Source organism: Phyllobacterium ifriqiyense (assembly GCF_030817885.1).
Lineage (GTDB): Bacteria > Pseudomonadota > Alphaproteobacteria > Rhizobiales > Rhizobiaceae > Phyllobacterium > Phyllobacterium ifriqiyense.
This window is the reverse complement of record NZ_JAUSZT010000003.1, coordinates 2,054,812-2,073,185: the sequence shown is the minus strand read 5'-3', so window position 1 is coordinate 2,073,185 and position 18,374 is coordinate 2,054,812. Positions and strand designations below refer to the sequence as shown.

General features: G+C 54.8%; 13 protein-coding genes, 1 tRNA gene and 1 pseudogene. 7 read left to right on the top strand and 8 right to left on the bottom strand.

The window, feature by feature from the left end:
• Window positions 1–67 precede the first annotated feature (67 nt).
• Complete coding sequence (locus QFZ34_RS17645; protein ID WP_115051981.1) at window positions 68–1,090, bottom strand: asparaginase; 1,023 nt, start codon at window positions 1,088–1,090, stop codon at window positions 68–70.
• A 92-nt stretch (window positions 1,091–1,182) separates the two neighbouring features.
• Between QFZ34_RS17645 and QFZ34_RS17640 the strand changes: the two genes are divergently transcribed.
• Window positions 1,183–1,920, top strand: a complete 738-nt coding sequence (locus tag QFZ34_RS17640; RefSeq protein WP_307286451.1) for a DUF3750 domain-containing protein — start codon at window positions 1,183–1,185, stop codon at window positions 1,918–1,920.
• Between the two features lie 133 nt (window positions 1,921–2,053).
• Window positions 2,054–2,725: a class I SAM-dependent methyltransferase gene (locus tag QFZ34_RS17635; protein ID WP_307283536.1), complete on the top strand. Its 672-nt coding sequence runs from the start codon at window positions 2,054–2,056 to the stop codon at window positions 2,723–2,725.
• Between the two features lie 9 nt (window positions 2,726–2,734).
• Here the strand turns inward: QFZ34_RS17635 and QFZ34_RS17630 are convergent, their stop codons facing one another.
• Complete coding sequence (locus QFZ34_RS17630) at window positions 2,735–3,901, bottom strand: acetyl-CoA acetyltransferase (protein ID WP_115051984.1); 1,167 nt, start codon at window positions 3,899–3,901, stop codon at window positions 2,735–2,737.
• 153 nt (window positions 3,902–4,054) lie between these two features.
• Between QFZ34_RS17630 and betI the strand changes: the two genes are divergently transcribed.
• From betI to betB, 4 genes are all read left to right on the top strand, one after another.
• Window positions 4,055–4,657, top strand: coding sequence for a transcriptional regulator BetI (gene betI, locus QFZ34_RS17625; protein ID WP_307283527.1), 603 nt, complete (start codon window positions 4,055–4,057; stop codon window positions 4,655–4,657).
• Window positions 4,654–6,174: a choline-sulfatase gene (gene betC, locus QFZ34_RS17620; RefSeq protein WP_307283524.1), complete on the top strand. Its 1,521-nt coding sequence runs from the start codon at window positions 4,654–4,656 to the stop codon at window positions 6,172–6,174. Before betI ends, betC begins: the two co-directional genes overlap by 4 nt.
• A 7-nt stretch (window positions 6,175–6,181) precedes the next feature.
• On the top strand, window positions 6,182–7,831 hold the full coding sequence (gene betA, locus QFZ34_RS17615; protein WP_307283521.1) for a choline dehydrogenase: 1,650 nt from the start codon (window positions 6,182–6,184) through the stop codon (window positions 7,829–7,831).
• A gap of 164 nt (window positions 7,832–7,995) precedes the next feature.
• Window positions 7,996–9,459, top strand: a complete 1,464-nt coding sequence (gene betB / locus QFZ34_RS17610) for a betaine-aldehyde dehydrogenase (RefSeq protein WP_115051988.1) — start codon at window positions 7,996–7,998, stop codon at window positions 9,457–9,459.
• 76 nt (window positions 9,460–9,535) lie between these two features.
• Here betB and QFZ34_RS17605 read toward each other — a convergent pair whose 3' ends face one another.
• Window positions 9,536–11,782, bottom strand: a complete 2,247-nt coding sequence (locus QFZ34_RS17605; protein ID WP_307283516.1) for an AGE family epimerase/isomerase — start codon at window positions 11,780–11,782, stop codon at window positions 9,536–9,538.
• 188 nt (window positions 11,783–11,970) lie between these two features.
• Here QFZ34_RS17605 and QFZ34_RS17600 point away from each other — a divergent pair.
• Window positions 11,971–12,047, top strand: a tRNA-Pro gene (locus QFZ34_RS17600).
• Between the two features lie 298 nt (window positions 12,048–12,345).
• On the opposite strand, the gene QFZ34_RS17595 is transcribed toward QFZ34_RS17600, so the two are convergent.
• The 5 genes and pseudogenes from QFZ34_RS17595 to kdpB all read right to left on the bottom strand — a co-directional run bounded on the left by QFZ34_RS17595 (window position 12,346) and on the right by kdpB (window position 18,365).
• Window positions 12,346–13,032, bottom strand: a complete 687-nt coding sequence (locus QFZ34_RS17595; protein ID WP_115051992.1) for a response regulator — start codon at window positions 13,030–13,032, stop codon at window positions 12,346–12,348.
• Window positions 13,029–14,633 (bottom strand): DUF4118 domain-containing protein, encoded by a 1,605-nt coding sequence (locus QFZ34_RS17590; RefSeq protein ID WP_307283511.1) that lies wholly within the window; start codon window positions 14,631–14,633, stop codon window positions 13,029–13,031. The genes QFZ34_RS17595 and QFZ34_RS17590 overlap by 4 nt, the downstream gene beginning before the upstream one ends.
• Entirely contained in the window at window positions 14,630–15,721 is a 1,092-nt protein-coding gene (locus QFZ34_RS17585) for a KdpD family sensor histidine kinase (protein WP_307283508.1), read from the bottom strand. Before QFZ34_RS17585 ends, QFZ34_RS17590 begins: the two co-directional genes overlap by 4 nt.
• 13 nt (window positions 15,722–15,734) lie before the next feature.
• A complete protein-coding gene (gene kdpC, locus QFZ34_RS17580; protein WP_307283505.1) occupies window positions 15,735–16,304 on the bottom strand; it encodes a potassium-transporting ATPase subunit KdpC in 570 nt (189 codons plus the stop codon).
• Window positions 16,305–16,315: 11 nt separating this feature from the next.
• Window positions 16,316–18,365 (bottom strand): annotated as a pseudogene (kdpB, locus tag QFZ34_RS17575) (potassium-transporting ATPase subunit KdpB).
• Window positions 18,366–18,374 lie beyond the last annotated feature (9 nt).

Sequence of the window (18,374 nt, the reverse complement as noted above, 5' to 3'; positions counted from 1 at the left end):
GCTACCGACAAGTACGATGAGATAAGCCACCAATCCGTTGGCAAATCTCATCGGTTAGGAAAACAGATCAGTTGATCATCGCATCGGTCAGTGCTGGCGTTGGGCTGACCACACCAAAAGTCACGCCATTCCAGTTGCGCATTTCACGGTCAGCGAAGCGATCGAGCTTCGATTCCAGTTCGCTTTCATTGCGATAGATGCGGGCGAGCACTGTGGCAATGATTGCCTCGGAAGCCCGCGTCGTACCATCATCGCATTTAACGGCGATACCAAGTCCCAGTTCGGGCAGCGCGCCCACAAACACGCCTTCCGCACCAGTCTTGACGAATATGCGGCCCGGAGCCATTTCCATCAGTTTTGTGCAGGCACGCCCGGTTCCGGCAACGTAAAACGGCGCGGCCATCGCGGCGTCGAGCAGCCGCTTTGCAGCCTGTGCGCGGCGGGGCTCAAATCCGGTTCCGGTCGCCATGCGCGCAAACCCATGCGCCAGATTACGCAATGGAATTGCGTAAGTCGGGATGGAACAGCCATCCGTTCCACAATGATCCAGCGTGTGGGCTGCGCCAGTCACGCTTTCCATGGCGTCGCGTACCATGTCCTGTTCGGGCGAACCCAAAGCGGAATAACCCTGTGTTTCGATACCAAGATGCTTGCAGGTGCACAAAAAGCCCGCATGTTTGCCGGAACAATTATTATGCAAAGGCGTCGGCTGTTGCCCGCTTCTGGCAAGATCAATCAGCACGGATTGTTCAAATGGCCAGTGGGAACCACACTCAAGCGCTGTCGAATCAAGCCCGGCGCGGGACAGCATTTCGCCAGCCTTTGCGACGTGCAGTTGCTCACCAGAATGAGAGGCACAAGCCATGGCGAGTTCCTCATTCCCAAAGCCATAGGCGTCCGCAGCACCACTCTCCACGAGTGGCAAGGCCTGTATCGCCTTGATTGCCGAACGTGGAAATGTGGGGCGCTCAATATCGCCGAGCGAGAACACCACCTTGCCATCCCCATCGGTGACAACAACTGCGCCGCGATGGCGGCTTTCTGACGTTTCGCCCCGAAAAACTTCCACCAGAACCGGATTGCTCATGATACCTAAATTTTCCCATCAATAGGGCTGAAATCGGCCCGAATTTATGCCGTTATAGATTGCTCCGTATATCTTTCCAATGGAGAAACTGCTTGCTGAAGCTCTTCCGCCGTCTTGCGCTGTTTATCTTTGTGATGTTTCTAGCGCCGGCCATGATGGCAACAGGGTGGTGGATGACGCAGACCCACGCGGCGAACTGGCGTGATGCCGACTGGAGTTCAAGCGGTGTTCTGCTGGCTCAGCCTGCCGCCAACGATGCTGCAATCTATATTATGGCGGCGCGGACTGGCGGTCTCAAAGGCGCCCTCTCCCTGCATAGCTGGTTGGTACTGAAGCGGCCCGGGGCTACCAATTATGATCGTTACGATGTCGTTGGCTGGGGTAATCCCGTACGCAAGAACGCCTATGATGCGGACGGAAACTGGTATTCCAACAAGCCCACCATTATTCATGAGATTCACGGCGAGGAAGCGGCATCCCTCATCCCCCGGATTGAGGCTGCTATTACCAACTATCCTTACGCCGCGCACGGCAATTACGTTATCTGGCCCGGCCCCAACTCAAACAGCTTTGTGGCGCATGTCCTGCGAGCCGTGCCGCAAATCGGGATCGTCCTGCCTCCTAATGCAATTGGTAGGGATTTTCCTACGGAAGGCAGGCTTTTTGCTATCGATGATGACTGGCAAAATTTCCACGCAAACCTTTTCGGCTATGCAGGGATTTCAGCTGGCGCTCGCAGCGGTTTCGAGATTCAATTCATGGGCTTAGTTGCAGGTCTGGATATTTTGAATCCGGGACTTAAAGTTCCTGGATTTGGCAGAGTGGGCTTTTAAAGCAACGGGTTTTTTGCAAGGCAATTATTGTCCTCAAAATTCATGCGTCTTGAATATCAGCTTATATGTAACATATATAGTTACATGATTTAGAGTACATTCCTCTTGGCTCTGCTCCCTAAGGAGATTTTGAATGGCATCCTTTTGCGACCCCGATATTGTTTCTGGATATGCGGCAAGAACCGAACAGCTCGTGCCGGGCCTTCGCCATCTGCATAAGATGACCGGCCTGCTTTTGGCGGAAAGGGCTCCTGCCGATGCGCGAGTGCTGGTGCTTGGAGCTGGCGGAGGAATGGAGCTGAAAGCGCTCGCGGAGCTGCAACCGGAATGGCGCTTTGATGGCATTGACCCGTCAGCGGAGATGCTTCAACTGGCCGAAACGAATCTCGGTTCTCTGGCTTCCCGCGTGACATTCCAGGAGGGCTATATCGATAAAGCGCCGGAAGGCCCTTTCGACGCTGCGACCTGCCTTTTAACACTTCACTTCCTGCCGCGTGGGGAGCGGCTGCAAACATTGCGTGGCATCCAACGTCGACTGAAGCCAGGGGCACCTTTCGTCGCTGCGCACCACAGTTTCCCCACGCAAGGAGCGGAACCAGACAAATGGCTGACGCGCTTTGCGGCTTTTGCATCCTTGTCTGGGGTGCTTGCCTTTCAATCTGAAAACAATATCAGGACCATGAAGGAGCGGTTGCCGGTCCTCTCGCCTGAAGAGGATGAAGCCCTGCTTCGCGAAGCAGGGTTCTCCAATGTCGAGCTGTTTTATGCTGGACTGACGTTCAAGGGTTGGGTTGGCTATAAATAGCCCGCCCCCCTATTTGATCCGCTCAAGCACCGAAACGTAGTTTGCCACGGCAGCGCCGCCCATATTGAATATGCCGGCAAGCTTTGCGCCCGGCACCTGAATGCCGCCTGCTTCCCCGGTCAGTTGCATCGAGGAAAGTACATGCATTGAAACGCCACTTGCGCCAATTGGATGCCCTTTGGCTTTTAGCCCGCCAGATGGGTTGACTGGCAAGCGGCCGCCCATTGCGGTCTGGCCTTCGAGGGCAACCTTTGCGCCCTCTCCCGGTTTTGCCAGCCCCATCGCCTCATATTCTATCAGTTCAGCGATGGTGAAGCAGTCATGGGTTTCCACAAAAGACAGATCGTCAATCGTGACACCGGCCTGATTGAGCGCACGTTTCCAGCCCTCGGCGCAACCTTCAAACTGCAATATGTCGCGCTTGGAGATTGGCAGGAAGTCCTGCACATGGGCAGCGGCACGGAATGCTACGGCACGGCGCATCTTCAAGGCCGTCTGTGTGTCGGTCAGCACCAGCGCCGCGGCACCATCGGATACCAGTGAGCAGTCCGTGCGTTTCAACGGACCGGCGACAAACGGGTTCTTGTCACTCTCCTGACGGCAGAAATCGTAGCCCAAATCCTTACGCATCTGAGCATAAGGGTTATTGACGCCATTCTTGTGGTTTTTGGCAGCAATAGTAGCAAGGGCATCGGACTGGTCGCCATATTTCTGGAAATATGCCGCTGCAATCTGACCGAACACACCGGCAAATCCCGCTGGAATATCACCTTCTTCCGGCAGGTAAGAGGCCTTCAACAGATTCTTGCCAATCTCCGGCCCCGGCGTGGAGGTCATCTTCTCAACCCCAACAACCAGAACAACTTTTGCAGCACCGGCGCGAATGGTCTTGATACCTTGATGGACGGCCGCCGAACCTGTCGCGCAGGCATTTTCTACCCGTGTAGCCGGTTTGAAACGAAACGCATCGCTGGCTTGCAGAACGAGACTCGCGGTGAAGTCCTGCGGTGAGAAACCCGCATTGAAATGGCCCAGCACGATTTCATCGACATCTTCGGGGCCGATGCCCGCATGATCCAGCGCGCCCAGCGCCGCTTTGACGATTAGCGTTTCCACAGTTTCGCCTTCGAGCTTGCCAAACGGCAAGTGCGACCATCCAACGATGCAGGCTGTCATTTCATTCCTCCACAAAATGTCATGTACTTCAGCTAAACATGGACCTCCAGTCCTTCAAGGTAAATGTCGTATAAACACGTAATATCTGCATAAATTTTTTATTGATTGATCAGTCAATCAAGAATAGTCTTTCTTTCGAACGAGGACACTTTCATGCCAAAAGTCGGAATGGAACCACTGCGAAAACGCGCATTGATCGATGCTGCTATCCGCACGATCGGCGAGCGCGGTTCTTTGGATGTAACGGTGGCCCAGATTGCCCAGGAAGCTGGCGTTTCGGCTGCATTGGCGCATCATTATTTCGGCGGCAAGGAACAGTTGATCCTCGCCACCATGCGGCATTTGCTGAACGAGCTTGGCCAGGACCTTCTTGGCGCGCTACACAATGCACGAACGCCATCGGCACGCATCGCAGCTGTTATCGCTGTCAATTTTTCTGCCGCGCAATTTGCACCGCAGACTATCGCTGCCTGGCTGACATTCTACGTTCATGCACAGCAGTCCGATGAGACGCGCCGTCTCCTACGGGTCTACGCGCGGCGCATGCATTCCAATCTTGCTTATGCCTTGCAGCAACTGACAGACAGGGAAACCGCGCTCCAGATCGCCGAGGGAACAGGTGCCATGATTGATGGGCTTTATATTCGCCACGCGCTACGCAATGGCGCGCCTGAAGCAGCCAAAGCCATAGCCCTCGTGGAAGATTACGTTACCACCAAGCTTGCCGCCTCCGAACGCTCAAGAGCCGCCCTATGAAGCCCAATATTCTTGTCATCATGGTAGATCAACTGAACGGAACGCTGTTTCCTGACGGCCCGGCCGATTTCATCCATGCGCCGCACCTGAAAGCCTTGGCACAGCGTTCGGCACGCTTTGCCAATACCTACACGGCTTCCCCGCTTTGTGCGCCTGCTCGCGCCTCGCTGATGTCTGGCCAATTGCCATCGCGAACCCGGGTCTATGACAATGCGGCTGAATTTGCCTCTGACATTCCGACCTATGCCCACCATCTGCGCCGCGCCGGCTACTATACGGGTCTGTCCGGCAAGATGCATTTTGTCGGGCCGGATCAGTTGCATGGACTTGAAGAACGGCTGACGACGGATATCTACCCTGCCGATTTCGGCTGGACGCCGGACTATCGTAAGCCGGGGGAGCGCATTGACTGGTGGTATCATAATCTTGGCTCTGTCACGGGTGCTGGCATTGCCGAGATAACCAACCAGATGGAATATGATGACGAAGTTGCGTTTCACGCACGCCAGAAACTCTATCAGCTATCGCGCGAGTCCGATGATACGGCCCGCCGTCCGTGGTGCCTGACCGTCTCGTTTACCCATCCGCACGATCCCTATGTGGCGCGGCGCAAATATTGGGACCTGTACGAGAATTCGCCTGCGCTTGATCCGCAAGTCGCAGCGATCCCTTTTGACCAACAGGACCCGCACTCGCAGCGCCTGTTGCATGCCTGCGATCACACGGCGTTTGATATTACCCCTGAGCAGGTGCGCCGTGCGCGGCGGGGTTATCTCGCCAACATCAGCTATATTGATGACAAGGTTGGCGAGCTTATCGAAACCCTTGAAACCACCCGGATGCTTGACGATACAATCATCGTCTTCACCTCCGACCATGGAGATATGCTGGGCGACCGTGGCTTATGGTTCAAAATGAACTTCTTCGAGGGCTCCGCCCGTGTGCCGCTGATGATCGCGGGCAAGGGCATCAAGCCTCAATTAATCAAGCAGCCTGTATCGACCCTCGACCTCAATCCGACTTTGGGCGCCCTTGCCGGCATTGATATTGCTGAAATTCTGCCATGGACCGATGGCGAGGATTTGACCCCGCTGCTCAGCGGCAAGGATCGCAGCGGACCTGTGCTCATGGAATATGCTGCAGAAGGTTCAAACGCGCCGCTCATATGTATTCGCACCGGCAAATATAAGTTCGTGCATTGCGAGATCGATCCGCCGCAACTCTTTGATCTTGAATCCGATCAGCATGAATTGACAAACCTTGCCGATGACCCGGCCTTCGCTGCTACAGTGGCAAAATTCATGGCTGACGTGCGGGAGCGCTGGAATCTCAAGGCCTTTGACGCTGCTGTGCGCGAAAGTCAGGCGCGGCGATGGGTTGTCTATGAGGCGCTGCGCAATGGTTCTTATTATCCGTGGGATTATCAGCCGCTGCAAAAAGCCTCTGAGCGCTACATGCGCAATCATATGGATTTGAACGTTTTGGAAGAGAACGCCCGCTATCCGCGCGGCGAGTGAGACAGTCGTGGAAGCAGATTTCATTATAGTCGGTTCGGGTTCGGCAGGTTCCGCCATGGCATATCGCCTGTCGGAAGATGGAAAATATTCAGTGCTGGTCATCGAATTTGGCGGCACTGATATCGGCCCGTTCATCCAGATGCCTGCAGCACTCTCATTCCCGATGAATATGAGCACCTATGATTGGGGCTTTACCTCAGAGCCTGAACCGCATCTGGGTGGGCGCACGCTCGTCACCCCTCGCGGCAAGGTCATCGGTGGATCATCCTCCATCAACGGCATGGTCTATGTGCGGGGCCATGCTCATGATTTTGACCACTGGGCCGAAAGCGGCGCAACGGGTTGGTCCTATGCCGATGTGCTGCCTTACTTCAAACGCATGGAGCACTCCCATGGCGGTGAAGCCGGATGGCGCGGGACAGATGGCCCGCTGCATGTCCAGCGCGGGCGCCGTGACAATCCCTTATTTCATGCCTTCGTCAAGGCAGGGCAAGAAGCAGGCTTCGAGGTCACTGAGGACTATAATGGTTCCAAACAGGAGGGCTTCGGCCCGATGGAGCAGACCATTCACAATGGTCGCCGCTGGTCGGCCGCCAATGCCTATCTGCGTCCAGCCCTGAAGCGCAAAAATGTGAATCTGATCAATGGCTTTGCCCGGCGCGTGATCATTGAGAATCAACGGGCCGTTGGTGTCGAAATCACGCGGCGCGGTAAGGTTGAAACTATTCGGGCACGACGCGAAGTTATTATTGCGGCCTCATCCATCAATTCGCCAAAGCTAATCATGTTGTCGGGGATCGGTCCAGCCGCCCATCTGAAAGAACATGGTATAAATGTCATTGCAGACCGACCGGGCGTCGGCCAGAACCTGCAAGATCATATGGAAGTCTATATCCAGCAGGAAAGTCTGAAACCGATAACTTTGAACTCCAAGCTTGGGCTGTTCTCAAAGGGATTGATCGGCGCGCAATGGCTCTTCTTCAAGACAGGTGACGGCGCGACCAATCATTTTGAATCCGCAGCTTTCGTGCGGTCCAAACCCGGTATCGATTATCCGGATATCCAATATCACTTCCTTCCTGCAGCAATCCGCTACGATGGGAAGGCCGCGGCCAAAGGCCATGGGTTTCAAGCCCATGTCGGCCCCATGCGCTCCAAATCGCGAGGCAGCGTCACGCTCCGCTCCTCCGATCCATTCGAGAAGCCCAAGATTCTGTTCAACTACATGTCGCATCCTGATGATTGGACGGACTTCCGCCATGCGGTACGGCTTACGCGTGAGATTTTCGGCCAGGATGCTTTGACGCCCTATCGGGGCCGGGAAATTTCTCCCGGGTCTCATGTCCAATCGGACGCTGAAATTGACGATTTTCTGCGAGAACATGCGGAAAGCGCTTTCCATCCATGCGGCACATGCAAGATGGGCGCGACAAGCGATCCAATGGCAGTGGTCGATCCGCAATGCCGTGTGATCGGCGTTGAAGGTCTGCGCGTTGCGGATTCATCCATTTTCCCGCGCGTTACCAATGGCAACCTCAACGGCCCGTCGATCATGACGGGCGAGAAGGCCTCAGATCATATTCTTGGGCGTGATCCGCTGCCCCGTTCCAACCAGGAGCCTTGGATCAATCCACGGTGGAAAGTGAGTGATCGATGATCTTGCAGTACCATTATGCGTGGTTCGACAAGCTCACCATGAGGAAGGTTGATACTTTGCAAGGCGCCGCCGAGTTTTGCTGGTGCCATCATCCACCTTCCTCATGGTGAGCTTGTCGAACCACGCATAACGCCTATGCTACTTTTTAATTCAAGGAGAACATCATGCGCGCGCAGCCAAAGGCATCGCATTTCATCAATGGCCGCTTTGTAGAAGACAAGGAAGGCAAGCCGCTCGACGTGATCTATCCGGCCACCGGCGAAATCATTGCCAAACTGTATGGAGCAACGCCAGCGCTCATCGAACAGGCGGTACAAGCCGCTGCCGCTGCCCAGCCCGCATGGGCTGCTTTAAAACCTGTTGAGCGTGGCCGTATCCTTCGCCGCGCCGCCGACATCCTCCGGGAACGCAATGCAGAAATTGCGCATCTTGAAACCTTGGACACCGGCAAGGCCATTCAGGAAACGCTGGTTGCTGACCCTGCATCTGCTGCTGATGCGCTGGAGTTTTACGGGGGCATCATTGCTGGTTTCAATGGCGAGATGATCGAGCTCGGCGGGTCCTACGCCTATACACGCCGCGAGGCATTGGGCGTATGCGTTGGCATTGGGGCATGGAATTACCCGATTCAGGGTGCAGGTTGGAAATCCGCCCCAGCCTTGGCTGCGGGCAATGCCATGATTTTCAAGCCATCGGAAAATACGCCGCTTTCGGCCTTGGCGCTTGCCGAGATTTACAAGGAAGCAGGCTTGCCAGACGGTCTGTTCAACGTCGTCCAGGGTTTCGGCGATGTTGGTTCACAACTGGTTGATCATCCGCTGGTGGCGAAAGTCTCCCTTACCGGCTCGGTACCGACAGGCAAACGTGTGCTCGCACAGGCTGGCTCGCATATGAAACACGCCACAATGGAACTGGGCGGCAAGTCTCCCTTGATCATCTTTAACGATGCAGATGTCGAAAACGCTGTCGGCGGCGCGCTCTTGGGCAATTTCTATTCAACAGGACAGGTTTGTTCCAACGGCACCCGCGTTTTCGTACAAAGCGGTATCAAGGATCAGTTTCTCGACCGTCTCACCACACGCACAAAGGCCATCCGCCTCGGCGACCCGCTTGATCCGGAAATCCATCTCGGCCCGCTCGTCAACGCTGCACAACGCGACAAGGTTGTGTCCTATATTGAAAAGGGCAAAGCTGAAGGGGCCACATTGCATTTCGGTGGCGGCGTGCCTCAGATGCAGGGTTTTGAGGGCGGCTGCTTCGTCGAGCCGACCATTTTCACCAATGTGACTGATAATATGATCATCGCGCGTGAAGAAATATTCGGCCCGGTTATGACGGTGCTGGACTTCACTGAGGAAGAAGAGGTCATTGCCCGTGCAAATGACTCGGAATTTGGCCTTTCCGCTGGCGTTTTCACCAAGGACCTTTCCCGTGCCCATCGAGTGATAAGCCAAATCAAAGCCGGTACCTGCTGGATCAATACCTATAATCTGGCGCCGGTGGAAATGCCCTTTGGCGGCTTCAAGCAATCAGGCGTCGGACGCGAAAATGGCCTGGCAGCACTGTATCACTATAGCCAGATCAAGTCGGTCTATGTCGAGACCGGAAATGTAGAAAGCCCTTACTGAGGATCGTTGCGAGAACTACTAACCTCGCCGTCATCCTCGGGCTTGATCGAGGATGACGGCGAAGTGAGCGTTTAACTTACTGAGGGCGCTTCCCAACATAGTCGACATATTGCGTCAGGGCGCTGACCAGATGATAGAAGATCGAAGCTGGAACCTCTTCGGCTTTGGCTCGCCCCTTCTGATCAATAAGATCAATCCACAACCCCTTCGGCGCAGGCTCAATATGCCAGCGGAAGAGCCGTCCAACACGGGCCTCCACTTCAGGTTTCAGATCGGGCCCGCCATTTCCGTCAAGCGCGATAGCGGCCTTGACGGCTTCCGTTTGCGGCCAGCTGCGAGAGTTGGTGTCAAGTGGCAGGCCATGCCGTGAGACCGCACCATAGGCAAGTTCCGTCGAACGGTTCAGGCCATTGGCAATGGCTGAGGCGTAGAGCTTGCGGGCATAACGTATTGCATCCTTTTGGCCCGAAGATGCGGCGAAGGCCGAGAGCAAATGTGCCCATTCAAAGTGATGGCCCGGCTCGGTCCACTCGCCCTGCTCGCCCGGTGCTCGGTCCCAGTCATTGCTGAAATACTCGCCAAGCGTCCATGTTTCCGCATCGAACATGTGATGACGGAAAAGATCGACGATACGCGCGGCCCGTTGCAGATAATCGCGATTGCCGGTTGCACTATACCAGGCAAGGAAAGCTTCAAGCAGGTGCATATGCGGGTTGGAACGCCGCAGCCCCTTATCGTCAGGCATTTCCAAAAATCCTGTCATGCGCGAATCTGCCAGATATTCGTCGATGAAAGCGAAGGTCTCCGTCGCCAGCCTCAATGCTTGCGGATGCCCTGCCTTATGCGCATGGGCCAGCGCCAGGAGAACGAAGGATTGGTCATAAGTGTCCTCCGAGGCATCAAGAATGCTGCCATCCGGATTGAATGTCTTGACCCAGCCGCCCCGATCCGTGCGCCCTTTGGTAATGAAACTCAGCCCGTGCTCGATAAGGTCATGCGCCGGTCCATCCCAGCCCATTTCCTTGGCCACGGCAAAGGCATATATCTGCCGCGCCATCGTCCGCATGCGCTTGGTCTTGTTGATAGGAATTGCGTCAAACGACATGGCTTCATGAAAGCCGCCATGGCGCGTATCGACGCCCACCGTTGACCAAAGCGGCAATGTTTCGTCAAAAAGCCAATGTCTCACCCGGTTTCCATAAGCGCCAACTTGCGGCAACCGGTCTTGTGAAGGCGTGAATTTGGTTTCCAATCGGCCAGTTTTTTCAAGCTGTTCGACGATTTTCCTGACATTTTGACTCTCATTGACCGGAGCAACGAAGGTCGCATCGGCGGTTGCTACGACAGCCGTATCGCGCAAGCCGACGGCCGAGAGCAAGCGGCCTTCGCTGCGTAAATAGCTGTGCTCGCAATCAATGGCCACGACATCGCCGACCAGCACATTGCCATTGCCGTCAACCGATCCCACTTCCAGCAGAGATTGCCAGGAGCCAAGATCATTCCAGCGAAACTTTGCTGGTACCAACGCGATATCTTTCGCGTGTTCCATGATTGCGTAATCGACGGATATCGACGGTACGGCGGCATAAAGATCATGCGGCAAATAAGTGCCCGATATATTGGTGCTCGCCTCATTCAAGGCTGCAACGGCCTTGTCCCAAATCTCCGCTGCATGTTGCCGGAAAGCGTCGCGCATCACGCTGGCGCGGAAAAGAAAGATACCAGCGTTCCAAAGGAAGTTTCCCGACGCAAGATATTTCGTTGCAGTCTCCTCGTTCGGTTTTTCAACAAAGCGTACGACATCGCGTGTCTGTGTCGTCTCAGGAGCCACTTCAATATAACCGAATCCGGTTTCCGGGCGATCCGGCTTGATACCGAACACAACAATGCGTCCCGCCTTGGCCGCCTCGACACCGGCTTCAACAGTGTTCCAGAAATCGCGATCGGTTGTTATTTCATGATCGGACGGAACCACAAGCACAAGCTCATCGCCATGTTCGCGCAAGGTTATTTCTGTCGCCAGCACCACTGCGGAGGCTGTGTTACGCCCCATTGGTTCAAGAATGGGACGCCCGCCCGCCAGATCCGTTCCCGCCAGATCCTGATTGATGCGGTCCGAATGACGCTCCGATGCCAACAAATAAACGGGAACTGTCGTGTCGCTGCGTGCCGCCATGCGCTTGATTGTGCGCAGCAGCATGGAGCCCTGACCCGACAAATTGTGAAACTGCTTGGGAAAATCTTCGCGCGACAATGGCCAAAGCCTTGAACCTACACCGCCGCTCATAACAAAGCTGATGATTGTTGCTTTTTCGATTGTCATTTATGCCCCGTTATTTCAGCATTTCAGAACTTCTTGGTCAACGAATACAAGACTTATCCTAATGATCACAGAACTAAAGTCTTAACTAATCACGCCTCACGAATTTCGCGCTTCTATAATTAAAAAAGTGCTTCTGAACCATCTTGCAGCGCTTTAGTGACGGCGTTATATACCGCCCTTACTGGTCGCGGAGTGTAGCGCAGCCTGGTAGCGCACGTCGTTCGGGACGACGGGGTCGGAGGTTCGAATCCTCTCACTCCGACCAGAAAATCGAATGAAATCTTTGACGTCTTAGCCCAGATCACGCTTGGAACGAGACGTAGAGCCAGAGTAAAAGCGGGGCGATCAATGAAATTGCCAACACGCTCCAGAAAACCCGCCAGCCAGTGTTCCGCGTACCGAACTTAGCTATAAGCAGAAAAATCAGGATCACTGTCAGAGTAACAGGCCAGAAGTGTCCAAGGTAGAATACAGCTATTACCCAATATGATATCGACATATTGCCTGATTACCTTAAGCTGAAAGTTGCAGCAACACGCCGTCGCGGCGTGGAATAAGCGTCTTCAGTTTGCAATGAACCTGTAGCCCACACCGGGCTCGGTCCGAATGAAATGCGGTTGATTGGGATCCTGCTCAATCTTGGCGCGCAATTGCCCTACGAACACGCGCAGATAATGCAAATCCTCAAGATGCGCCGCGCCCCAAACTGACGCCAGCAGCTGGCGGTGCGTAACAACCAGACCCGGGTGCAAAACCAGATGCACCAGCAACTGATATTCTTTGCGCGTCAGATGAACCTCTTCCCCATGGAGCGTAACCGCGCGCTTGACCATATCGACAACGAGGCCATTGCTTTCAAATATCGACGGCACGCTGGCACCCGCCGCCTTCTGCCGCAAGGCTGTGCGGACACGGGCTAAAAGTTCGCCAATTCCAAAGGGCTTTTCGACGTAATCATTTGCCCCAAGATCAAGCGCCGCAATTTTTTCCGCCTCCCGATCGCGCGCCGATAAAACAATAATCGGCACTTCGGAAAAGGCTCTGACAGTCCGAATGACTTCCTTGCCGTCCTTGTCCGGCAGACCAAGATCCAGAATGACGAGATCCGGCGCGCTGGTCGCGATCATCCGCTCTGCATCAGCCGCCGTTGCTGCCGTCATGACATCGTAGCCGGACGCCGTCAGCGCTGGATGCAGGAACCGCTGTATTTGCGGCTCGTCATCGACAATCAGAATGCGGTTCTCGTTCATCGGCTTGCTGCCTCGCCTTCCGCTTTTTCAAATGTTGGAAGACTGATGACAAACCGCGTACCACGCTTGCGAATGGCCGGGCTTTCCGCCTTGATTGTTCCGCCCATTGTCTCGACAAATCCACGGGCGATGGAAAGTCCAAGCCCCGTCCCTGCTGCCCGGCCATCACTTTTTACGCGCCGGTAGAACTTTTCGAAAATACGATCGAGATCTTTTTCAGGAATACCTTTTCCTTGATCAGTCACACTGATGACGACCCGCCCCGCATCGTTCTTGGCATAGACCGCAATCGGGCTGTCCCCGCCATATTTTGCTGCATTGTCTAGCAAGTTAAACAGAACTTGGCCGAGCAATCCGGAATCGCCGCTGACAACTGCAAGGTCCGTGGCAATGCTTGTATCGATTGCGATCCCGGGCTTGAGCCGTTTCATTCGCTCAATCGCCGAAACAATGACGTCCGCAGCGTCAACCGGACTACTTTTGACTTTCAGCGTTCCAGCTTCAATACGCGTCATGTCGAAAAGGTTGGACACAAACCGGGTAAGACGGCCCGCTTCCTCCTCAATGGAAAGCAACAGGTCATCGCGGCTGCTTTGCTTCATTTTTCCGCCGAGTTGCCGCAGTGTTGTCACTGCGCCGGTAATGGAAGCAAGCGGCGTTTTCAAATCATGTGACAGTGACGAGAACAGAGCTGTATGGAGCTTTTCGCTTTCCTGTAACGCCGCTGTCTTGGCGTTTTCGCGCATCAGCAAAGCGCGGTCGATAGCGATGGCAGTCTGGTCCAGAATGGCCATCAGCTTACGATCTTCGTTTTCACTCAGTGAGCCCGAATGATCCGCCATGGAAATGCCGGTTACGCCGGCAACGCCGTGTGACGTGACGATGGGCAGAAATTGCCATGAAATCTGCGGCAGCGTTGCCGTATCGTGCCCGGCACGCTCATTCTTGTCGAAAGCCCAACGTGCGGCTGTCATATCCGTACTGTCGAGAGCCATATCGGGCGGCCACGCGGCCTGAAGGAGTAGTTCATCATCTTCCGGCAAAAGGATCACCACGCCGGTTTCCAGCGTCGCGTGAAGATGCGTCGCACCGGCCACCAGAACATCGTCAAGCCGCGCTGTGCCGGAAAGCTTCCGCGAGAACTCGTAAAGCGCCTGCGTGCTTTTCGCCTGATTGCGCGAACGGGCGACCTGATCGCGAAGCCGTCCCGCAAGATCGCCTATCATCAGCGCCACTGCGAGGAAAATGATCAATGAAAACAGCTGGTGCGGCTTGGCAATACTCAAATTGTGGATCGGTTCAATGAAGAAATAATTGTACAGGACGAAAGACAGGCAAGCCGCAATGATGGCTGCAAAGCGTCCGCTCGACATTGCCGAGAGAATGACGGCAACCAGATAGAGCATCGACAGGTTCTGCAGATGGACAATATTGCTCGCGCCAAGTCCGAGCAGAGTGGTCGCGCCTGTGGCCAGAACCGGAATGGCAATGGATTTTGCCAATTCAATTCTTGAGCGTCGTTGCGGAGGCGGCGCGACATAGGCCGTATCTTCCTCACTGCCCGTGACGATGTGCACGCCGACATCGGTAAGGCGCTTCATGACCTCATCGGGCAAGGAGCGCCGGAAGGGATTGGAGAAGGCCTTGCCTCTTGGGCTCGTCCCAGCACAACCTGCGTGATATTTTCGCGCCGGGACAATCGATAGATTTCTTCGACAAAATCCCGGGCGATGACACGGCGGGTTTCAGCGCCAAGCCTTTCGGCCATATCCAAAATCTTGTCGATGCGCTGGTTGGCGGCAACATCCATGCCTGCCGTACTTGCATTGGTCAATGAAACAACCAGCCAGCGCGCATTGAGACCCGAAGCAAGACGGCTCGCCGTGCGTACAACCTTTTCCGACAGGCTGTCAGGTCCGACACAGACCAGCAATCGCTCTCCCGACGCCCATGGCCCCTCGATTGCATTCTGCCGCAGCAGATCAATCATCTGGTCGTCAACGCGATCCGCAGTTCGGCGCAGCGCCAATTCGCGCAGCGCAGTCAAGTTTTCAGGCTTGAAAAATCCTTCGGCAGCACGTTCCGCATTGCCGGGGAGATATATCTTTCCTTCTTTCAACCGCGCGATGAGTTCAATAGGTGAAAGATCGACCAGCAGCACATCATCGGCCCGCTTGATGACGATATCGGGCACGGTCTCCCGCACTTTCACGCCGGTGATATTTGTCACCAGATCAGACAGGCTTTCCAGATGCTGGACGTTCATCGCCGTCCAGACATCAATGCCATGCCAGATCAGCTCTTCAATATCCTGATGCCGTTTCGGATGACGGCTGCCGGGTGCGTTTGTATGTGCGATCTCGTCGAGAACAAGCACGGTTGGCTTACGCGCCAGAGCTGCATCCAGATCGAATTCTTCCAGCGGGCGACCGCGATAGTCGATCTGTTTGCGCGGAAGAACTTCAAGTCCTTCGAGCAATTCTGCGGTTTCGCTCCGTCCGTGCGTCTCGGCAAGGCCGATGACAATATCGACGCCATCTTCCTTGAGCCTACGCGCACGCTGGAGCATCGTATAGGTTTTGCCGACGCCAGGAGCCGCGCCAAGAAATACAGTAAGCTTGCCGCGCTTTTCACGTGCGGCAAGCTCCAACAATTTATCAGGATCAGGTCGGTGACCATATTCGGCCATAAATGCCTCGGGTTTATTTCTTCAGATCATCGAGTGCCAGGTTCAGCGCCAGAACGTTTACCCCAACTTCACCGAATATACCAAGCACAGCTTGCCGCGTATTGGCTTTGACCTGTTGAGAAACTGCTTCCGGGTCCAAACCACGGGCCTGAGCGACACGCGCCACTTGCAGCATTGCGTAGTCTACTGAGATATCCGGATCGATCCCCGATGCGGAACTGGTCACTGCATCGGCCGGAACGGCCGTCGTTACACCGGCTGCCTTGAAGGATTCGACCGATGTTTTTACCCGCTCAACCAGTGCTGCCGATGTTGGGCCAAGGTTTGAACCGCTTGAGGCAGCAGCATTATAAGGATCGGGGCTGGTGGCGGATGGGCGCGGCCAGAAATAGATATCGCTGGTAAAATTCTGGCCGATCAGACTGGAGCCGACAATAGTATCGCCGCGCTTTATCTGGCTTGAATTTGCCTGTGTCGCAAACAGAGTCTGGCCGATTCCGGTCATGGTAAGTGGATAAAGCAGTCCCGTGACGACAGTCAAAATGAGCGTGAGTACGATTGCTGATCGAATTTGGTTTAGCATCGCAATTTCCTTTAAACGAGGTTGAGTGCGGCGACGATCATGTCAATCGCCTTGATGCCGACAAACGGCACCAGCAGCCCGCCGAGCCCGTAAACCAGAAGATTACGCCGCAAGAGAGCAGATGCGCCGACTGGCTTGTATGAGACACCTTTCAGAGCCAGCGGTATAAGCGCGATAATGATCAAGGCATTGAAGATGACAGCCGAAAGGATTGCCGATTGCGGCGAGCTCAGCCCCATGATGTTGAGTGCGCCAAGTTGAGGATAGGTTACGACGAACAGCGCCGGAATGATCGCAAAGTATTTGGCTACGTCATTGGCAATGGAAAACGTTGTCAACGAACCCCGCGTCATCAGGATCTGCTTGCCGATTTCGACAATCTCAATCAGCTTGGTCGGACTTGAATCGAGATCGACCATATTACCGGCTTCACGCGCAGCCTGCGTACCAGACTGCATCGCAACCCCGACATCAGCCTGCGCAAGTGCAGGCGCATCATTGGTGCCGTCGCCGCACATTGCAATAAGCCGTCCGCCCTGTTGTTCCTTGCGGATATAGGCAAGCTTCTGTTCAGGGGTGGCTTCCGCCATGAAGTCGTCAACGCCCGCTTCAGACGCGATCGCGGCGGCAGTGACAGGATTATCGCCCGTGACCATGACCGTCCTGATGCCCATGGCACGCAGGGCGGCAAAGCGCTCCTTGATATCCGGCTTGACCACATCCTTCAGATGGATCACGCCAAGCAGTTTTCCATTATGTGTCACACCAAGAGGTGTTCCGCCTACGCGAGCGATGGAATCAACCGCCTTCTGGAAACTTTGTGGGGCAGTGTCTTTTGTCAGACCTGCAACATTCAAGATTGCATCGATCGCACCCTTGCGGATTTGCTCCTTGCCAATATCCACCCCGGAAATACGTGTCTGGGCGGCAAAAGGTATGAACGTTGCCTGCTTGCCATCCAATACTGTGTTGGAGAGCCCGTAATCGGCCTGAGCCAAAGCCACAATGGAGCGGCCTTCTGCGGTTTCATCGGAAAGCGAGGCTTGAAGTGCTGCACTTGCAAGCTCTTCTTCTGGAGTTCCGTCAACCGGGATGAACTCCGTAGCCATACGATTGCCGAAGGTGATCGTGCCGGTCTTGTCGAGCAAAAGAGTGTCCACATCGCCAGCGGCTTCTACCGCGCGCCCGGATGTTGCTATGACGTTGAAGCCGATAAGCCGGTCCATGCCTGCAATACCAATGGCGGAGAGCAGACCGCCGATTGTCGTCGGAATGAGCGTTACGAAAAGCGCTGCAAGCACGGTAACAGTCATGATCGTGCCGGAATAAGCAGCAAGGCCTGAAACAGTCACAACTGCGATAAGAAACACAAGTGTCAGACCGGACAGCAGGATCGACAGCGCTATTTCATTTGGTGTCTTCTGCCTCTCCGCGCCTTCGATCAGTGCGATCATTCGATCAACGAAGGTTTCGCCTGGCTTGGTTGTAATACGCACAATGAGCCAGTCGGATAAAACCTGCGTGCCGCCTGTTACCGCTGATCGGTCACCGCCGGACTCGCGGATAACAGGTGCCGACTCGCCAGTGATGGCACTTTCATTCACCGAAGCCACACCTTCAATGATTTCACCATCGCCGGGCACAAGATCATTGACCTCGATATAGACAAGGTCGCCGACTTTAAGGCTTGTGGCGGGCACGACATCATAATCCTTGCCATTGGCAGATTTCAGCCGTTTGGCCACAAGGTCCGATTTCGTGCGCTTCAGACTGTCCGCCTGCGCCTTGCCGCGTCCTTCGGCGATTGCTTCCGAGAAGGTTGCGAAAATAACGGTGAACCAAAGCCAGGCGGCAATCTGTCCGGAAAACAAGGGGGTTCCAGTGCCGCCTGATCATGTCCCGCAACCAGAGAAGCGTGACCATAGCCGCGACGACTTCGGTGGTGAAAATGACCGGATTATGCACCAGCTTCATCGGATTGAGCTTGATGAATGATCCTTTCAGTGCCTGAACCAGAATGGCACTGTCGAACATGGATATTGATTTTGCCTCTGAAGACATTTTGCTGAT

What these genes read in the sequence shown, in the direction of transcription:
- QFZ34_RS17635 (WP_307283536.1), top strand. Translation starts at nt 2,054, where the DNA reads ATGGCATCCTTTTGCGACCCCGATATTGTTTCTGGATATGCGGCAAGA.
- QFZ34_RS17630 (WP_115051984.1), bottom strand. Translation starts at nt 3,901, where the DNA reads ATGACAGCCTGCATCGTTGGATGGTCGCACTTGCCGTTTGGCAAGCTC.
- betI (WP_307283527.1), top strand. Translation starts at nt 4,055, where the DNA reads ATGCCAAAAGTCGGAATGGAACCACTGCGAAAACGCGCATTGATCGAT.
- betC (WP_307283524.1), top strand. Translation starts at nt 4,654, where the DNA reads ATGAAGCCCAATATTCTTGTCATCATGGTAGATCAACTGAACGGAACG.
- betB (WP_115051988.1), top strand. Translation starts at nt 7,996, where the DNA reads ATGCGCGCGCAGCCAAAGGCATCGCATTTCATCAATGGCCGCTTTGTA.
- QFZ34_RS17605 (WP_307283516.1), bottom strand. Translation starts at nt 11,782, where the DNA reads ATGACAATCGAAAAAGCAACAATCATCAGCTTTGTTATGAGCGGCGGT.
- QFZ34_RS17595 (WP_115051992.1), bottom strand. Translation starts at nt 13,032, where the DNA reads ATGAACGAGAACCGCATTCTGATTGTCGATGACGAGCCGCAAATACAG.
- QFZ34_RS17590 (WP_307283511.1), bottom strand. Translation starts at nt 14,633, where the DNA reads ATGAAGCGCCTTACCGATGTCGGCGTGCACATCGTCACGGGCAGTGAG.
- QFZ34_RS17585 (WP_307283508.1), bottom strand. Translation starts at nt 15,721, where the DNA reads ATGGCCGAATATGGTCACCGACCTGATCCTGATAAATTGTTGGAGCTT.
- kdpC (WP_307283505.1), bottom strand. Translation starts at nt 16,304, where the DNA reads ATGCTAAACCAAATTCGATCAGCAATCGTACTCACGCTCATTTTGACT.